We start from the raw sequence: 14,712 nt of genomic DNA, 5'->3' as shown, positions 1-14,712 counted from the left end.
AAGGAGCTGTGATGTCGTCCCGCTCCACGACAACCCGCTGCGTGGCCGGCCTCGTGCTGGCCATGGTCGGCATGTTCGCCACCGGGTGTGGGGTCACCCGCGGTGACCCCTCCAAGGACATGACCATGCTGATCCCCAACGCCCCCGGCGGCGGCTACGACCAGACCGGCCGTGCCGCGGTCGCCGCGATGGAGGCCCAGGACATCACCGGTGGCACCTTCGAGGTGCACAACATCATCGGCGCCGGCGGCACCGTCGCCTTCTCACAGCTGATGCGCTCCGACGACGACCACACCATGTTGACCGTCGGGCTCGGCGTGGTCGGGTCGGCGTACTCCTTCGGCCTCGACGACAAGCTGCAGGACGCCACGCCCCTGGCCCAGCTGATCGAGGACCAGGAAGGAGTCCTGGTGCCGGCCTCGTCGCCGTACAAGACGATCGACGACTTCCTCGAGGACTGGAAGAAGCACCCCGACAGCATCGCGGTCGGCGGCGGCTCCTCCCCCGGCGGCCCGGACCACCTCTTCCCGATGCAGCTGGCCGAAGCGGTCGGCATCGAGCCGCGGGACGTGCGCTACGTCCCCTACGACGGCGGCGGACCGCTGACCAGTGCCCTGCTCGGAAAGAAGATCAAGGTCGGCTTCTCCGGCCTCGGCGAGTTCGAGGGGCAGATCGAGGAGGGCGAGCTGCGGGTCCTGGCCGTCTCCGGCGAGGAGCGGCTGGACGGCGAGCTGTTCAGCAAGTTCCCCACCCTCAAGGAGTCGGGCGTCGACCTGGTCTTCACCAACTGGCGCGGAGTGCTGGCGCCGCCCGGCATCTCGGACAAGCGTCGCGACGAGATGATCGCCTACCTCGAGGAGATGCATGACAGCCCCGAGTGGCAGAAGGCGCTCAAGGACAACAAGTGGATCGACGAGTTCAAGACCGGTGACGAGTTCGAGACCTTCCTCGAGGAGCAGAACACCCGTGTCGACGACACCATGAAGGAGTTGGGACTGTGAGCACGCAGACAGTCGACCCGGCCGCACCGGCGGCCACGTCTCAGGACCGGGCGCAGTACGGCGTCGCCGCCCTGCTGTTCGCGATCGGCGCCTACACGCTCTACGACGCGACCACGCTGACGGTCGGGTTCGCCGACCCGGTCGGGCCGAAGATGTTCCCCTACGCCATCGGCGGGGCGATGGTCGTGCTGTCGCTGCTGCTGGTCGTCGCGACCGCCCGCGGCGACAAGCCCGAGGCCGAGGGCGGTGAGGACGTCGACCTGACGCATCCCGCCGACTGGCTGACGGTCGCGAAGCTGATCGGCGTCCTGCTGATCACCATCGCCACGGTGAACTGGCTCAGCTGGGCCATCTCGGGCGCCTTCCTCTTCGCCGGCGCCGCCTGGTCGCTGGGCAGCCGCACCCTGATCCGCGACATCCTCGTCGGGATCGTGATGTCGGTCGGCAGCTGGTACGGCTTCTACGTCGGGCTGGGCATCCCGCTCACCCCCGGCATCCTGGACGGGATCCTCTGATGGACAACCTCGGACTGCTCGCGGACGGCCTCGGCGCCGCCCTCACCCCTGAGAACCTCATGTACGCCGCCATCGGCGTTCTGCTCGGCACCTTCGTCGGCGTGCTCCCCGGCATCGGCCCGGCCATGGCCGTCGCCCTACTGCTGCCCGTCACGTTCGGCCTCGAGCCCACGCAGGCGTTCATCATGTTCGCCGGCATCTACTACGGCGGCATGTACGGCGGCTCGACGACCTCGATCCTGCTGAACACGCCGGGTGAGTCCTCATCGGTGATGACGGCGATCGAGGGCAACAAGATGGCCAAGAAGGGCCGGGCCGCCCAGGCCCTGGCCACCGCGGCCATCGGCTCCTTCATCGCCGGCACGATCGGCACCCTGCTGGTCGTGTTCTTCGCCCCGATCCTGGCCGACGTGGCGGTGACCATCGGCGCCCCGTCGTTCTTCGCCATCATCGTCTTCGCGATGGTGCTGGTGACCAGCCTGCTCGGTGACGCCCGGCTGCGCGGCTTCATCTCGCTCTTCCTCGGCCTCACGTTCGGCCTGGTCGGCATGGACCTCAACACCGGCCAGCCGCGGCTCACGTTCGGTCGCCCCGAGCTCGGTGACCGGCTCGACATCGTGATCGTCGCGGTGGGCATCTTCGCCCTCGGCGAGGCACTCTGGGTCGCTGCGCACCTGCGCCGCAAGCCGCTGGAGATCATCCCGGTCGGCCAGCCGTGGATGGGCAAGGACGACTGGGGTCGCTCCTGGAAGCCGTGGCTGCGCGGCACCGCGATCGGCTTCCCGTTCGGCGCCATCCCGGCCGGTGGCGCGGAGACGCCGACCTTCCTCTCCTACATCCTCGAGCGGAAGCTGGCCCGGAAGAAGGACGAGTTCGGCCACGGGGCGATCGAAGGCGTTGCCGGTCCGGAGGCGGCCAACAACGCCTCTGCCGCCGGCACGTTCGTCCCGCTCCTGGCGATGGGCATCCCGGTCACGGCCACCTCGGCGGTGATGCTCGCGGCGCTGACGTCGTACGGCATCCAGCCCGGGCCGCAACTGATGACCGACCAGGCCGACCTGGTCTGGACGCTGCTGGCCAGCCTCCTGATCGGCAACGCCCTGCTGCTGGTGCTGAACCTGCCGCTGGCTCCCCTGTGGGCCAAGCTGCTGGCGATCCCCCGCCCGTACCTCTACTCGGGGATCCTGTTCTTCGCCTCGCTCGGTGCGTACGCCGCCAGCCAGCGCGCGTTCGACATCTTCCTGCTGCTGGTCTTCGGGATGGTCGGCTTCATGATGCGGCGCTTCGCCTTCCCGGTTCTGCCGCTGATCATCGGTGTCATCCTCGGGCCGCTGATGGAGACCCGGTTCCGCGAGGCGCTGGCCATCTCCGGTGGCGACCTCTCGGCGCTGTGGAGCGAGAACCTGGCGATCGTGCTCTACGTGCTGGCCGCCCTGGTGATCATCGTGCCGATGGTGACGAAGCGCCGGCGTCCCGCCTCCGGCGACGACGTCACGGGCGGACCGGGAGGCAGGTCCGACGACGGATCGGACGCTGTTGACGCAACTGACGAGGAGAAGGAGCTGGTGCAGCGATGAGCACGACGATCGTGGTCGGCTGGACGCCCGACGAGTACGGCGAGGTGGCGGTGGAGCGGGCGCTCGACGAGGCCAGGCTCCGCGACGCAGACCTCGTCCTGGTCAACGGCAGCCGGGGAGACGCCTACGTCGACGAGCACTTCGCGACCGCCAAGCAGCTGGCCGAGCTCGAGCAGCGGCTGGCCGGGTCGGGAGTGGTCCACGAGGTGCGCCAGAAGGTCGGCACCGACGTGGCCGAGGCGATCCTGGCCGTCGTCGACGAGACCAGGGCCGACCTGGTGGTGCTCGGGATCAAGCGACGCAGCCCGGTCGGCAAGCTGCTGATGGGCAGTGTCGCGCAGAAGGTGCTGCTGGGTGCCGAGTGCGCCGTACTCACGGTGAAGCCGCCGCGCTGAGCCTTCGCCTGTGACCGGTCGGCGACCCGGATCGTGCTCCTGCATGATCCGGGTCGCCGTTTCTCGATTTCCGGTGTCGCAGCTCGACACCTGCACGATCGCGGTCGTTCGGGCCGTCTGCAGCGCCTTCCCGGGGACCCGTCGCTGTGCCAGTCTTCGGTCATGGTGGACAACCCGATCGAGCTGCTGACCAAGTCGCAGCGCGCCGCGCTCAAGATGACGTCGGCAACCTTCAACGCCCTGCTCGACGCCGGCCGCAGCGGCGCCGCGGCACCGGAGCTCGTGCTCACCCAGGTCACCGACCTGCTCGGCGCCGTCGGCGACCTGGCCAGCGCCACGGCCCAACCGCTGCAGGACTTCGTGACACGCCAGCGCGAGCTCGCCGACACGATGGCCGGACTGGCGAAGCTGCACGCCGACATGGCCGAGCTCGTGGCCGCCGTGGCGCAACGGCATGCCGACGTGGTCGAAGCGATGGAGCGGCTCAGCGCACCCGTGCTCGGGCTGGCCGGCGCCACGTCGACGGCGACGGCGACGCCGAAGGCCGACTAGGGCGGTCCTCCGGACGTCCTGCACATCGGCCACTCCGAGGACCACCACGCAGGACGTTGCTCGCCGGCGGCCTCGAGGTGTTCCCTCGCCACGAGGGGTGGCGACCTTCGCCCTGCTCAGAGGCCGGCGCGATTGGCTGGAGGAAGCTGAGGGAACGGAGGCTGGTCGATGCCGAGCGCTCCTGTGCACGCCGTCGGCCGCGCCTGCAGGAACACACCGACGCGATGAGTCTTCTTCTTCAGGGCATGCTTCATGGCGCTGGCATGCCCTCCCGGCCTGTAGGCAAAGACCTGGGCGAGTTCGTAGGTCTTCCACAGGCTGATCGAGGTGTGTTCGAACGGAAGCTGCGCAGAGATGTCGACGCTGCCGCGATGTCCGGGGTGGTGGGCGGCACGGCTGGCCGCGTGCACGTTGTTCCGCACGAACGTGATCAGTTCGCCGCGCCGCAGTATGCCGTGGACGATGGCGACCATCGGCTCATCCTTCTCCAGTGGCTGCGCGCCGTCGGCTCGGGGCTCCCATCCGTGCCAGTTGTCGCGCTGGACTCGGAGTCGATTCTCACCCGCACGATTTCACCGTCGAGGCTGAACCGGTCCGGGCCGTCGATGGCGCGCCGGAGCGGGCCGGCAAAGGCGGCCTCGGCCGCCTCGGGCGACTCCCAGGCGGCGACGAGCGCGCATCCGCCCGGCAGCAGCCCGGGCGGAACCGTGTGGGTCGCGTTGTTGGAGTAGTTCACGCTCGCCCCGCGCAGTCCCTCGATGCCACCGCCCAGGACGCGCCGCAGGTTGCGACGCCACCTGATCCGCCCACCCGCAGGGCGATCGAAGGCGTCGACCGTCACGAAGTCCGGGTTGCTCATCAGGCGGCCAGGAACGCGAGGACTGCCGGCACGAACTTCTCATGGTGCTGGAAGACGCCACCATGTCCCGAGTTGGGATAGACGATCAGTCTGGCGTCCGGCAGGCGTCGGGCCATGTCTGCGGAGTGCTCACTCGCGACCATCAGGTCGTGATCGCCGTTGGCGACGAGGACCGGGACCGTGATGGTGGACAGGTCGTCGGGGGCGTGCATTCCACCGGCGGTGATCGCGCGCAGTTGCGCGAGCGTGGCCTGACGGGAGATCGACTTGCTGCGGTCTCCCGACCGTTCGGCAAGGCGGGCGAAGTAGTCCTCGGCCGCCTTCTTGCCTTCGGCATTGCGGGGGAAGAACAGGAAGTGACGCGGGTCCTTGCGGGCAGCGAACGCCTTGGCGTAGGCGCCGCCGACGATGAACGGCATCTTCCAGATGCCGCCACCGCCTCGGGGACCGGTGCCGGCGAGCACCATGCGGCGTACGAGCTCGGGAGCCTGCAACGCGACCATCTGCGCGACCGCCCCACCGAGCGAGAACCCGAACAGGTCGACCTGGTCGTGGTCCAGGGCCTTGATGAAGGCGATGGCGTCGGCACCCATCTGCTCGAGGTCGCTGGGGACGCGGGAACCGGTCGAACCGACGCCACGGTTGTCGAACGCGATCACGTGGTGCTGCGCCGCGACGCCGTCGAGGATCCGGGGGTCCCAGTCGTCCAGGACTGCGGTGAAGTGGTGGAGGAACACCACGGGTACGCCGCCGGGCGTGCCCAGCTCGCGGTACGCGAAGGAGGTGCCGTCGATCGTGATGGTCTTCGTGGGCGTGTCACGCCAGGTGGTCATGTCAGCTTCCTTGGATGGCGGTCAGAGATGGACGGGCAGGGGCGGTGGTACTGGTGCGGGTATCCAGCCGGGCAAGCACGTCGAGCACACGACGATCCTTGGCGAACCGGGAGTCCAGGGCCGGGCCGAGGATGCCGCGCCATGCAGAGACGGGTCGCCACACCCGAGGGTGGATGACGCGGACGGATCGTTGTTCGAGACCCTTGACGACGGCCGCGGCCGCTGAGGCCGGGGGGACCCGCTTGAGCATGGGCCTGGGCAGGGTCGAGAGCAGTTCGAGAACCATGTCGTCGGCGTCGACGCCGTGCTTGATCATGTCGGTGTCGACCAGGGAGAAATAGGCGGTCAGCACCGACACCCCATGGTCGGCCAGTTCGAGCCGGAGACCGCGACCGAGCTGCTCGACCGCGGCCTTGCTCATGGCATAGGGGATGGTGCCCATGCCGTTGACGAATGCGAACACCGAACTGAGCAGCACGATCTGCCCGCGATTGCTGATCACCTGCTCAAGCCCCGACGCGACAGTGTTGACGACACCGGTGACGTTGACGGCCAACGTCGCCTCGAGATCGGCGATCGGCGTGTTGCGGAGGGTCGCCGCCTTGGCCAGGAGGCCCGCGTTGGCCATCACGACGTCGAGTCGGCCGAAGCGCTGCACTGCTTGAGCGACGACATCGTCGAGCGATGACCGGTCGCGGACGTCGGCGACACGACCGAGGGCCCGATCCGGGTCGAGAGCTGCTGCCCGCTGCGGGGTCTCGGGGTCGATGTCGGCAATGACTACCCGGGCACCGCGGGTCAGCAGGGCACGCGCGGTCGCCCCACCGATTCCGCCGTTGCCGCCGGTGATCAGCACGACCTTGTCGTCGAGGTCGTACGACGTCCGGCTCACGCCACACCGCGCTTCGGGCTGAACGAGACACGGCCGTTGCGCCGCACCATCGCCAGCGCAGTCACCAGAGGGCCTCGGTCGAGGTCCGGTTCGAGACCGCGAGCGAGGCGGTGCAGCTGGTCGGTGTTCCAGCTGATGTTCAAGAAGCCGTCGAGCGCCTTCAGATCGGTGATGCGGCCGAGGAGTCCGCGCATGCCGGCCTGGATCTCATGGGCCTCCAGGGTTGCCGTGCGCCCCTCGAGGATGCTCGACGCCGCGTCGGTGGCCGTGACCGTCGGCCGAGCGATGCCGATGAGATCGCAGTCACCTGCCGTCAGTGCGTCGTCCATCGCCGTGCGGCTGCGGAATCCACCCGTCACCGCGATCGGGACGGCGCCCGCCTCGCGTCGTACGGAACGGGCGTAGTCGAGGAAGTAGGCCTCACGGGCCCGCGTCGAGGCCGCCTCGGAGCCACCCATCGCCGGGGACTCGTAGTTGCCACCGCTGACCTCGATCAGGTCGACGGACTCTGCCGCCAGGGCCGCGACCACGGCTCGCGAGTCCTCCTCGGTGAAACCGCCGCGCTGGAAGTCGGCCGAGTTCAGCTTCACCGCGACAGCGAATCCGGGGCTCACCCGCTGCCGGACCCGGCGAACGATCTCGAGCAGGAACCGCATCCGGCGCTCAGGCGTGCCACCCCACTCGTCGGTGCGCAGGTTGGTCAGCGGCGACAGGAACTGGGTGACCAGGTAGCCGTGAGCGGCGTGGAGCTGCACGCCGTCGAAGCCGGCGGCCTCGCAGACTGCCGCGGCGGTCGCGAAGCGCTCGATGATGTCCTCGATCTCGGTGGGGGTCAGCGCCCGCGGTGTCGTCGCCCCCGGCATCGCGAGAGCGACGGCACTCGGCGCGACCGGGGTGTGGCCCAGGGCGAGCAGGTTGGCCTGCCGGCCGGGGTGATTGAGCTGGGCGAAGATCGCCGCGCCGCCATCGTGAGCCGCCTTCGTCCAGGCAGTGAGCCGTTCGAGAGCTCGGTCATCCTCGATCGCGACGTTGCCGGGCTCGCCGAGGTGGTTGCGGTCGACCATGATGTTGCCCGTGATCAGCAGGCCGTAGCCGCCCTCGGCCCACCGGCGGTACAGCGTCACCAGCCGCTCATCTGGCGAGTTGTCGACATCCCCGAGTGCCTCGCTGAGGGCCGCCTTCGCAATGCGGTTGGGAAGCCGTACGCCGGACGGCAGTTCGAGCGGGTCGTGGAGCGAGGACATCGGGGCTCTCCTGGGGTCTGTTTGCAGTACGTTCGTAATAGTATGGTCATAATGCTATGTTGTTGGCAAGCACCACGACGGAAGGAAGTTCCGATGGCCAGATACGCACCTGACCACAAGGTCGCGACCCGGCGCCGCCTGATCGAGACCGCCGGCGCCAGGTTCAAGCGCGACGGCTTCGACGGGGCCGGCATCTCCACACTGGTCGCCGACGCCGGACTGACCAACGGCGCCTTCTACGGACACTTCTCGTCGAAGGACGACCTCATCGCCTCCGTCGTCGCCGAGCAACTCGCCGCCCAACTCGCACGGATCGAGGAACTTCCCCTCGGCCATGACTCCGTGGATGCCTTCGTCAGCTGGTACGTCTCCCCCGAACACCGCGACGATCCGGGTGGAGGCTGTCCCTCGGCCGCACTGCTCGACGAGATCCCCCGACAACACGTCGCCGCCCGCGAGGCCTACACCGACGGCGCCCGCGGCCTCATCGAGGCGATCACGCGACACCTCGCAGCCGACAACCCCGTCGACGCCGACGAGCGCGCAATCGGGCTCTACACCCTCCTGGTCTCCTCGCTCCAACTCGCCCGCGCGGTGACCGACCCCGCACTGTCCGACCAGATCCTTGCCTCGGCCTATCGCAACGCGATGCGCATCGCCGGCGGCCCCACGACCACCCCAACACCACACCAGGAGACCAAGTGAAAGCCTTCGTCGTCCATCACTACGGCCCCGACGGCCTCCAGCCGGCCGACGTACCCACCCCAGCCGTTGGGCCGCGCGACGTGCTCGTCGACATCAGGGCAGCGAGCATCAACCCGCTCGACAAGATGGTGCGCAACGGGGAGTTCAAGCAGCTCCTCAAGTACAAGCCACCCTTCGTCCTCGGCCACGACGTCGCCGGCGTCATCACCGAGGTCGGCTCGCAGGTTCGCGAGTTCAAGGTCGGCGACGAGGTCTACTCCCGGCCACGCGACCTGCGTATCGGCACCTTCGCCGAGGCCATCGCCATCGACGCCGACGACGTGGCCCTGAAGCCGGCCTCGTTGTCGTTCGACGAAGCCGGCGCCGTGCCGCTGGTCGCACTCGCGGCCTGGCAGGCCCTGGTTGACGTGGCTGCAGTGAAGGCCGGCCAGAAGGTGCTCGTGCATGCTGGCGCCGGTGGCCTCGGCTCCACCGTCATCCAGGTCGCCAAGCACCTCGGTGCCCACGTCGCCACGACGGCCAGCACCAAGGACGTCGAGAAGGTCCGCTCGCTGGGGGCTGACGAGATCATCGACTACACCTCGCAGGACTTCGCCGAGTTGCTGAGTGACTACGACGTCGTGCTGGACTCCCTCGGCGGCGTCAACCTCGAGAAGTCCCTGACCGTGCTCAAGCCGGGCGGCCTGGCGATCAGTGTCGTCGGCCCGCCCGACCCGACGTTCGCCAAGCAACTCGGCCAACCGCTGCTCGCACCCGTGATGAAGGTGCTGAGCCGCAAGATCCGCAAGCAGGCCAAGAAGCTCGACGTGCGCTACTCGTTCCTCTTCATGAAGGCGAGTGGAGCACAGCTGAAGACCCTCGCCGCGCTGTACGACAACGGCACCCTCCGGCCAGTCCTGGACCGCACCTTCCCCTTCGCCCAGACCGTGGACGCCATGGCCCATGTCGAGCAGGGCAAGGCCAACGGCAAGATCGTGGTCACCCGGTGACCACGGGCCTCCTTCGAGCTGGCGCATCGACTTCCGAACACCCGCCTCGCGATCTACCCGGACGCGGGGCACGGCGGCGTCTTCCAACACCATGACCGGTTCGTCCCTGAACTGCTCGATCTTCTGCGCCAGGCCCGAGGCCAGCACTTCCTGAGGAGGACCCATGCACGACAGCAGCAACGAGCCCGTCATCACGTCGTACGCCCTGGCCCCTACCCGCACGATCAGCGCGGGCGGGGTGACCTACGCCTACCGGGAGCTCGGCCCCAAGGGCGGCATCCCCGTCGTCTTCTTCGTCCACCTCGCGGCCACCCTGGACAACTGGGACCCCCGCATCATCGACCCGATCGCTGCGAACCGGCACGTCATCACGTTCGATCAACGTGGCGTGGGCGCGTCCAACGGGAAGGTGCCCGCCACCCTCGAGGAGGCCGCCGACCACGCCCACGAATTCATCAGCGCACTCGGGTTCGACCAGATCGACATCTTCTCGTTCTCGATGGGCGGTTTCATCGCCCAGGACCTGATCGTCAAGCACCCCGACCTGGTCCGCAAACTCGTGTTGACCGGCACCGGACCCCGCGGCGGCAAGGACATCGACAAGGTCGTCACCACCACGTACTGGGACATCCTTCGCGCGACCGTGACACGTTCGGACCCGAAGGAGTTCCTGTTCTTCAACCGCGACGCGACCGGCAAGCGCGCCGCCAAGGCGTTCATCGAGCGGCTCGAGGAGCGCACCGTCGACCGCGACGAGCCGATCAAACTCAGAGCCCTCCGGACGCAGCTCAAGGCCATCCAGAAGTACGGGCGCTCAGCTCCCTCGGACCTGTCGACCTTCACCCAGCCGACGCTGATCGCCAACGGCGACCACGACCGTATGGTGCCCACTCCCCTGTCCGAGGACCTCCACCGCAGGATCAAGGGTTCTGAGCTGATCATCTACCCCCATTCCGGACACGGCGGGATCTTCCAGTTCCACGACAGGTTCGCACCCGTCGTGGCCGCCTTCCTCACCGACTGAACGGGACACCCCGTCACACTTCCGCGGGACGAGGTGGGCGAGGGCATCGGCCGGGCCCGCGAGGCAGCACGCGAGAGCCGTGCCCTGCTCCACGTCGTGGGCCAGGCTGATCCTGTTCTTGCCCCCGGTGTTGCCCAGGCCCGATTCGGGAAGAAATGACGAAGGGGCCCTGGCCAGCGTTTCCGCTGACCAGGGCCCCACTTCGTGTTTGTACCCCCGACCGGATTCGAACCGGCGCTACCGCCGTGAGAGGGCGGCGTGCTAGGCCACTACACAACGGGGGCAAACTTGCTGCGAACAGCGAGCGAAACTCTAGCGTTTCGCCAGGCCCTGCACCAAATCTCGGCCGTGTGGCTTCGGTCTCGTGCGGGCTTCGCTGGGATACTAGGACTCGAACCTAGACTAACTGGACCAGAACCAGTCGTGCTGCCAATTACACCATATCCCAATGGTTTCGGGCCCTCTGGAGAGCCGCGGGAAACCTTACACGCGACTCGTGGAGGCCGCCAAAACGGCCCCGTCCGCAGTGCGTGAGACACCCATGTTCCGGGTCACCCAGAGCACCAGGCCGAGGTAGACCAGCGACTGTGTGAGCGTCACCGGAAGGCTCCACCAGGTGCCTCCGGTCGGGTTCAGCGCGGACCCGAAGTCGGAGAACATCAGCGCCAGCGAGAAGGCCAGCCAGTTGTTCAGCACGTGCATCGCGATGCCCGCCTCGAGCCCGCCGGTGCGCACGACAAGGATGCCGGCGACGATGCCGAACGCGAGCCGGTCGACGAAGATCGGGGCGTCCTGGGCGCCGTGCGCCAGCGCGAAGAGCACGGCCGGGGCCAGCACGGCGACCGCAGTCGGGAAGTGCGCGCCGAAGACCTGGGTGAGGTAGCCGCGGAAGGCGTACTCCTCCCCCGCGGCCTGCAGCGGCGTCAGCAGGAGTACGACGAGGGCGAACTGCTGGGCCTGGCTGTCGAAGGCGTTGAGGTCGCCGGAGACCTCCTGTCCAGAGGACGTCGGCAGGAACGCGCTGACCAGCAAGGTGGCGAAGAGGGCCACGAACGAGAGCCCGAGGCAGGCTGCGAAGAGCTTCCACCGCATCCGCGGGAGGACCGACGTCAGCCAGCCCGGGCGCAGCCGGTGCAGCCACAAGGTGACCAGGAACGTCGCGGGGATCAACGCCGCGAGGGTCAGGTTGAGGTAGGCCAGGCCGATCGGCGTCGGGTCGTTGAGGTCGAGCAGGTCCATGGCGTCACTGCCGATGTCGGAGGAACCCGAGATCGCCAGGCCGATCAGCACGAACACCTGCAGGACGCCCGGCACCACGATCAGGCCGAACAGTCCCAGGAGCAGCACGCCGAGCACGGACCGCCACCAGCTGTGCGCACCCGCGCGCTGCAACTGGTGGTACGCGAGCGCCGGCAGCCGGTCAGCGGGCGCGGGTGTGGTGTCCCCCATCGTCGATCGGCCGTTCAGGCCAGGGCGCTCTGCAGCCGGGCCAGGCCCCGCTCGCGACCGAGCAGCTCGAGCGACTCGAAGAGCGGCGGGCTGATCCGCTTGCCGGTGATCGCGACCCGCACCGGCCCGAACGCGACGCGCGGCTTGAGTCCGAGCTCGTCGATCAGCTTGGCGCGCAGCGCCTCTTCGATGGTCGCCGTGCTCCACGTCGACAGGGGCGACAGCACGTCGTACGACGCCTGCACGATCGCCAAGCCTTCGTCGTTGAGGAGCTTGGCGACATCCGCCTCGTCACGGGTGAAGTCGGCCTCGTCGACGAAGAGGAAGCCGAGCATGTCGGGCACCTCGGCGAGCTTGTTGATGCGCTCGCCGACCAGCGGCATGGCCAGCTCGAGCAGCTTCGCGTCGGCGTCGCTGACCGGGTCGCTGACCACACCGGCCTTCTTGAGGAACGGGATCGAGCGGTGCGTGATGTCCTCGATGCTCAGCAGGCGCATGTGCGAGCCGTTGATCGCCTCGCACTTCTTCAGGTCGAAGCGCGCCGGGTTCGGGTTGACGTCACCGATCTCGAAGGCCTCGACCATCTCCTCGAGGCTGAAGATGTCGCGGTCGGCGGCGATCGACCAGCCGAGCAGGGCCACGTAGTTCAGCAGGCCCTCGGGCAGGAAGCCCTGGTCGCGGTAGAGCTCCATGTGCGCCTCGGGGTCGCGCTTGGAGAGCTTCTTGTTGCCCTCGCCCATGACGTAGGGCAGGTGGCCGAAGCGCGGCGTACGGTCGGCGACGCCGATCTCCTTGAGCGCGTCGAAGAGCGCGACCTGGCGCGGCGTGCTGGAGAGAAGGTCCTCACCGCGCAGCACGTGGGTGATCTTCATCAGCGCGTCGTCGACCGGGGCGACCAGCGTGTAGAGCGGGTCGCCGTTGGCGCGGGCCAGCGCGAAGTCGGGCACGAACTGGGTGTCGAAGGTGATGTCACCGCGCACCAGGTCGTCGAAGGTGATCTCGCCGTCGGGCATGCGGAACCGCACCACGGACGAGCGGTCGTCCGCCTTGAAGGCCGCGACCTGCTCGCCGGTCAGCTCGCGGCAGAAGCCGTCGTACCCCATCACCTTGGAGCCACTGGCCTTGCGCCGCGCGTCGACCTCCTCGTTGGTGCAGTAGCAGTCGTACGTCGACCCGTGCTCACGCAGCTTCGCCAGGACGTCGACGTAGATGTCGGACCGCTCGGACTGCCGGTAGGGGCCGAAGTCGCCGCCCTTGAGCGGGCCCTCGTCCCAGTCGAGGCCGAGCCACTGCATCAGGTCGAGCAGCGAGTCGTAGGACTCGACGGTGTTGCGCGCCTTGTCGGTGTCTTCGATGCGGAACACGAACGTGCCGCCGAAGTGGCGGGCGAACGCCCAGTTGTAGAGCGCCGTGCGCGCCAGGCCCACGTGGGGGCTGCCGGTCGGGGACGGAGCCATGCGCACGCGCACCTGCTCGGGCTTCAGGTCACCGAGTACGGGATTGGTCAACGTGCTGCCACCTTGTTCGTGAGAGTGCCGATGCCGGCGATCGAGACCTCGACCTCGTCACCGACGTTCATGGGACCGACACCCTCGGGGGTGCCGGTGAGGATGACGTCGCCGGGCAGCAACGTCATCACGCTGGAGATGTGCGCGATCAGCGCCGGGATGTCGAAGATCATGTCCTTGGTGGAGCCGTCCTGGACGATGTCACCGTTGAGGTGGGTCTGGATGCTGACGCCGTCGATGAAGGTCTGCGGGTCGAGGTCGGTCTCGATCCACGGGCCGATCGGGCAGAACGAGTCGAAGCCCTTGGCGCGGGTGAACTGCACGTCGGACTTCTGCAGGTCGCGTGCGGTCACGTCGTTGGCGATCGTGTAGCCGTGGATCACGTCGGTGGCCTTCTCGACCGGGACGTCGCGGCAGATGCGCCCGATCACCACGGCCAGCTCGCCTTCGTACTGGACGTTCTCGCTCTGGTGCGGGTAGAAGATCGGGTCACCCGGCCCGCTGACGCTGGTGTTGGGCTTGAGGAACATCAGCGGCTCCGAGGGCAGGTCGTTGCCGAGCTCGGCGGCGTGGGCCGCGTAGTTGCGACCGATGCCCACGACCTTGCTGCGCGGGAGCACCGGCGCGAGGAGTCGCACGTCGTCGAGCTTGTACTCCTGCTGGAGCAGCTTGACGCCGACGTAGAGCGGGTCGCCGGCCAACGCCACGATGACCGCGCCCTCCTCGGGTTGGCCGAACTCGTCGAGCTCGCCCGTCAGGACGCCGTACAGGGGGTCTTCGCCGGTGGTGAATCTGCAGATACGCACGGACCCGAGCCTATCTGCCGTGCGGCTGGACCCCTGCCACGGTGGTTGACGAGCTCCCCTCGGTGGTGGAGGAGTGAGGAACGAGCGTCTCGAAACCACGAGTCGGCACGAGCCGACGCAGTGGGGAGCCCCCGCTCAGTCCCACTACGTCGACTCGTGCCGACTCGCTCCGGTGGTTCGGGAGCGAGTCAGGAGCGCATGAGGCGACTGCGCAGCGCCCTCGACCCGGCGCTGGTCTCGGCGCGCCGACGGCGACGGGCAGCCTCGAGCTGCACGGTCAGGCGCCGTGCTGCCTCTTCGGGACTGATGCGTCGTGCGGTGCTGGCCATGCCCTTCTCCGTTCGTCGCTCTTCTCTACATACA

Annotated in this window: 17 protein-coding genes and 2 tRNA genes; 8 read left to right on the top strand and 11 right to left on the bottom strand. The window is 68.2% G+C overall.

Translation table 11 applies throughout. The features are described from left to right. Positions 1-11: 11 nt before the first annotated feature. From ASD66_RS08650 to ASD66_RS08630, 5 genes are all read left to right on the top strand, one after another. Positions 12-1,001 (top strand): Bug family tripartite tricarboxylate transporter substrate binding protein, encoded by a 990-nt coding sequence (locus ASD66_RS08650; RefSeq protein WP_056890718.1) that lies wholly within the window; start codon positions 12-14, stop codon positions 999-1,001. Further along, complete coding sequence (locus ASD66_RS08645) at positions 998-1,516, top strand: tripartite tricarboxylate transporter TctB family protein (protein ID WP_056676176.1); 519 nt, start codon at positions 998-1,000, stop codon at positions 1,514-1,516. The genes ASD66_RS08650 and ASD66_RS08645 overlap by 4 nt, the downstream gene beginning before the upstream one ends. Beyond that, a complete protein-coding gene (locus tag ASD66_RS08640) occupies positions 1,516-3,093 on the top strand; it encodes a tripartite tricarboxylate transporter permease (RefSeq protein WP_056676171.1) in 1,578 nt (525 codons plus the stop codon). The genes ASD66_RS08645 and ASD66_RS08640 overlap by 1 nt, the downstream gene beginning before the upstream one ends. Beyond that, the gene (locus tag ASD66_RS08635) at positions 3,090-3,488 is read left to right on the top strand and encodes a universal stress protein (RefSeq protein ID WP_056890717.1); all 399 of its coding nucleotides are present in this window, start codon (positions 3,090-3,092) and stop codon (positions 3,486-3,488) included. Before ASD66_RS08640 ends, ASD66_RS08635 begins: the two co-directional genes overlap by 4 nt. Before the next feature lie 162 nt (positions 3,489-3,650). Continuing rightward, positions 3,651-4,040: a hypothetical protein gene (locus ASD66_RS08630; RefSeq protein WP_056890716.1), complete on the top strand. Its 390-nt coding sequence runs from the start codon at positions 3,651-3,653 to the stop codon at positions 4,038-4,040. A 116-nt stretch (positions 4,041-4,156) separates the two neighbouring features. Here ASD66_RS08630 and ASD66_RS24920 read toward each other — a convergent pair whose 3' ends face one another. The 5 genes from ASD66_RS24920 to ASD66_RS08610 are packed head-to-tail and all read right to left on the bottom strand — an operon-like array spanning position 4,157 to position 7,868. Next, positions 4,157-4,513 (bottom strand): hypothetical protein, encoded by a 357-nt coding sequence (locus tag ASD66_RS24920; RefSeq protein WP_200949975.1) that lies wholly within the window; start codon positions 4,511-4,513, stop codon positions 4,157-4,159. Continuing rightward, entirely contained in the window at positions 4,471-4,899 is a 429-nt protein-coding gene (locus tag ASD66_RS24915) for a hypothetical protein (protein ID WP_200949974.1), read from the bottom strand. Before ASD66_RS24915 ends, ASD66_RS24920 begins: the two co-directional genes overlap by 43 nt. Next, entirely contained in the window at positions 4,899-5,732 is an 834-nt protein-coding gene (locus tag ASD66_RS08620) for an alpha/beta fold hydrolase (protein ID WP_056890715.1), read from the bottom strand. The genes ASD66_RS24915 and ASD66_RS08620 overlap by 1 nt, the downstream gene beginning before the upstream one ends. A gap of 1 nt (position 5,733) precedes the next feature. Then, the gene (locus ASD66_RS08615; protein ID WP_056890714.1) at positions 5,734-6,624 is read right to left on the bottom strand and encodes an SDR family NAD(P)-dependent oxidoreductase; all 891 of its coding nucleotides are present in this window, start codon (positions 6,622-6,624) and stop codon (positions 5,734-5,736) included. Beyond that, complete coding sequence (locus tag ASD66_RS08610) at positions 6,621-7,868, bottom strand: NADH:flavin oxidoreductase/NADH oxidase family protein (RefSeq protein ID WP_056890713.1); 1,248 nt, start codon at positions 7,866-7,868, stop codon at positions 6,621-6,623. Before ASD66_RS08610 ends, ASD66_RS08615 begins: the two co-directional genes overlap by 4 nt. Before the next feature lie 93 nt (positions 7,869-7,961). Between ASD66_RS08610 and ASD66_RS08605 the strand changes: the two genes are divergently transcribed. The 3 genes from ASD66_RS08605 to ASD66_RS08595 all read left to right on the top strand — a co-directional run bounded on the left by ASD66_RS08605 (position 7,962) and on the right by ASD66_RS08595 (position 10,586). Further along, positions 7,962-8,573, top strand: coding sequence for a TetR/AcrR family transcriptional regulator (locus tag ASD66_RS08605; RefSeq protein WP_056890712.1), 612 nt, complete (start codon positions 7,962-7,964; stop codon positions 8,571-8,573). After that, entirely contained in the window at positions 8,570-9,562 is a 993-nt protein-coding gene (locus ASD66_RS08600) for an NADP-dependent oxidoreductase (protein WP_056890711.1), read from the top strand. Before ASD66_RS08605 ends, ASD66_RS08600 begins: the two co-directional genes overlap by 4 nt. A gap of 163 nt (positions 9,563-9,725) precedes the next feature. Beyond that, on the top strand, positions 9,726-10,586 hold the full coding sequence (locus ASD66_RS08595) for an alpha/beta fold hydrolase (protein ID WP_056890710.1): 861 nt from the start codon (positions 9,726-9,728) through the stop codon (positions 10,584-10,586). 211 nt (positions 10,587-10,797) lie between these two features. Here ASD66_RS08595 and ASD66_RS08590 read toward each other — a convergent pair. The 6 genes from ASD66_RS08590 to ASD66_RS24410 all read right to left on the bottom strand — a co-directional run bounded on the left by ASD66_RS08590 (position 10,798) and on the right by ASD66_RS24410 (position 14,678). Further along, positions 10,798-10,870 (bottom strand) — tRNA-Glu (locus ASD66_RS08590). A gap of 92 nt (positions 10,871-10,962) precedes the next feature. Then, positions 10,963-11,034 (bottom strand) — tRNA-Gln (locus tag ASD66_RS08585). A gap of 35 nt (positions 11,035-11,069) precedes the next feature. Further along, positions 11,070-12,035 (bottom strand): CPBP family intramembrane glutamic endopeptidase, encoded by a 966-nt coding sequence (locus tag ASD66_RS08580; RefSeq protein ID WP_056890709.1) that lies wholly within the window; start codon positions 12,033-12,035, stop codon positions 11,070-11,072. Positions 12,036-12,049: 14 nt separating this feature from the next. Then, positions 12,050-13,543: a glutamate--tRNA ligase gene (gltX, locus tag ASD66_RS08575; RefSeq protein ID WP_268788518.1), complete on the bottom strand. Its 1,494-nt coding sequence runs from the start codon at positions 13,541-13,543 to the stop codon at positions 12,050-12,052. Next, a complete protein-coding gene (locus ASD66_RS08570; RefSeq protein WP_056890708.1) occupies positions 13,540-14,349 on the bottom strand; it encodes a fumarylacetoacetate hydrolase family protein in 810 nt (269 codons plus the stop codon). Before ASD66_RS08570 ends, gltX begins: the two co-directional genes overlap by 4 nt. Positions 14,350-14,537: 188 nt before the next feature. Next, positions 14,538-14,678, bottom strand: coding sequence for a hypothetical protein (locus ASD66_RS24410; protein ID WP_156388609.1), 141 nt, complete (start codon positions 14,676-14,678; stop codon positions 14,538-14,540). Between the last annotated feature and the right edge of the window lie 34 nt (positions 14,679-14,712).

Origin of the sequence: Nocardioides sp. Root151 (assembly GCF_001427925.1) — a bacterium.
Taxonomy (GTDB): domain Bacteria; phylum Actinomycetota; class Actinomycetes; order Propionibacteriales; family Nocardioidaceae; genus Nocardioides.
Note: the sequence above shows the minus strand (reverse complement) of the source record. Positions and strands in the feature narration are given on the sequence as shown.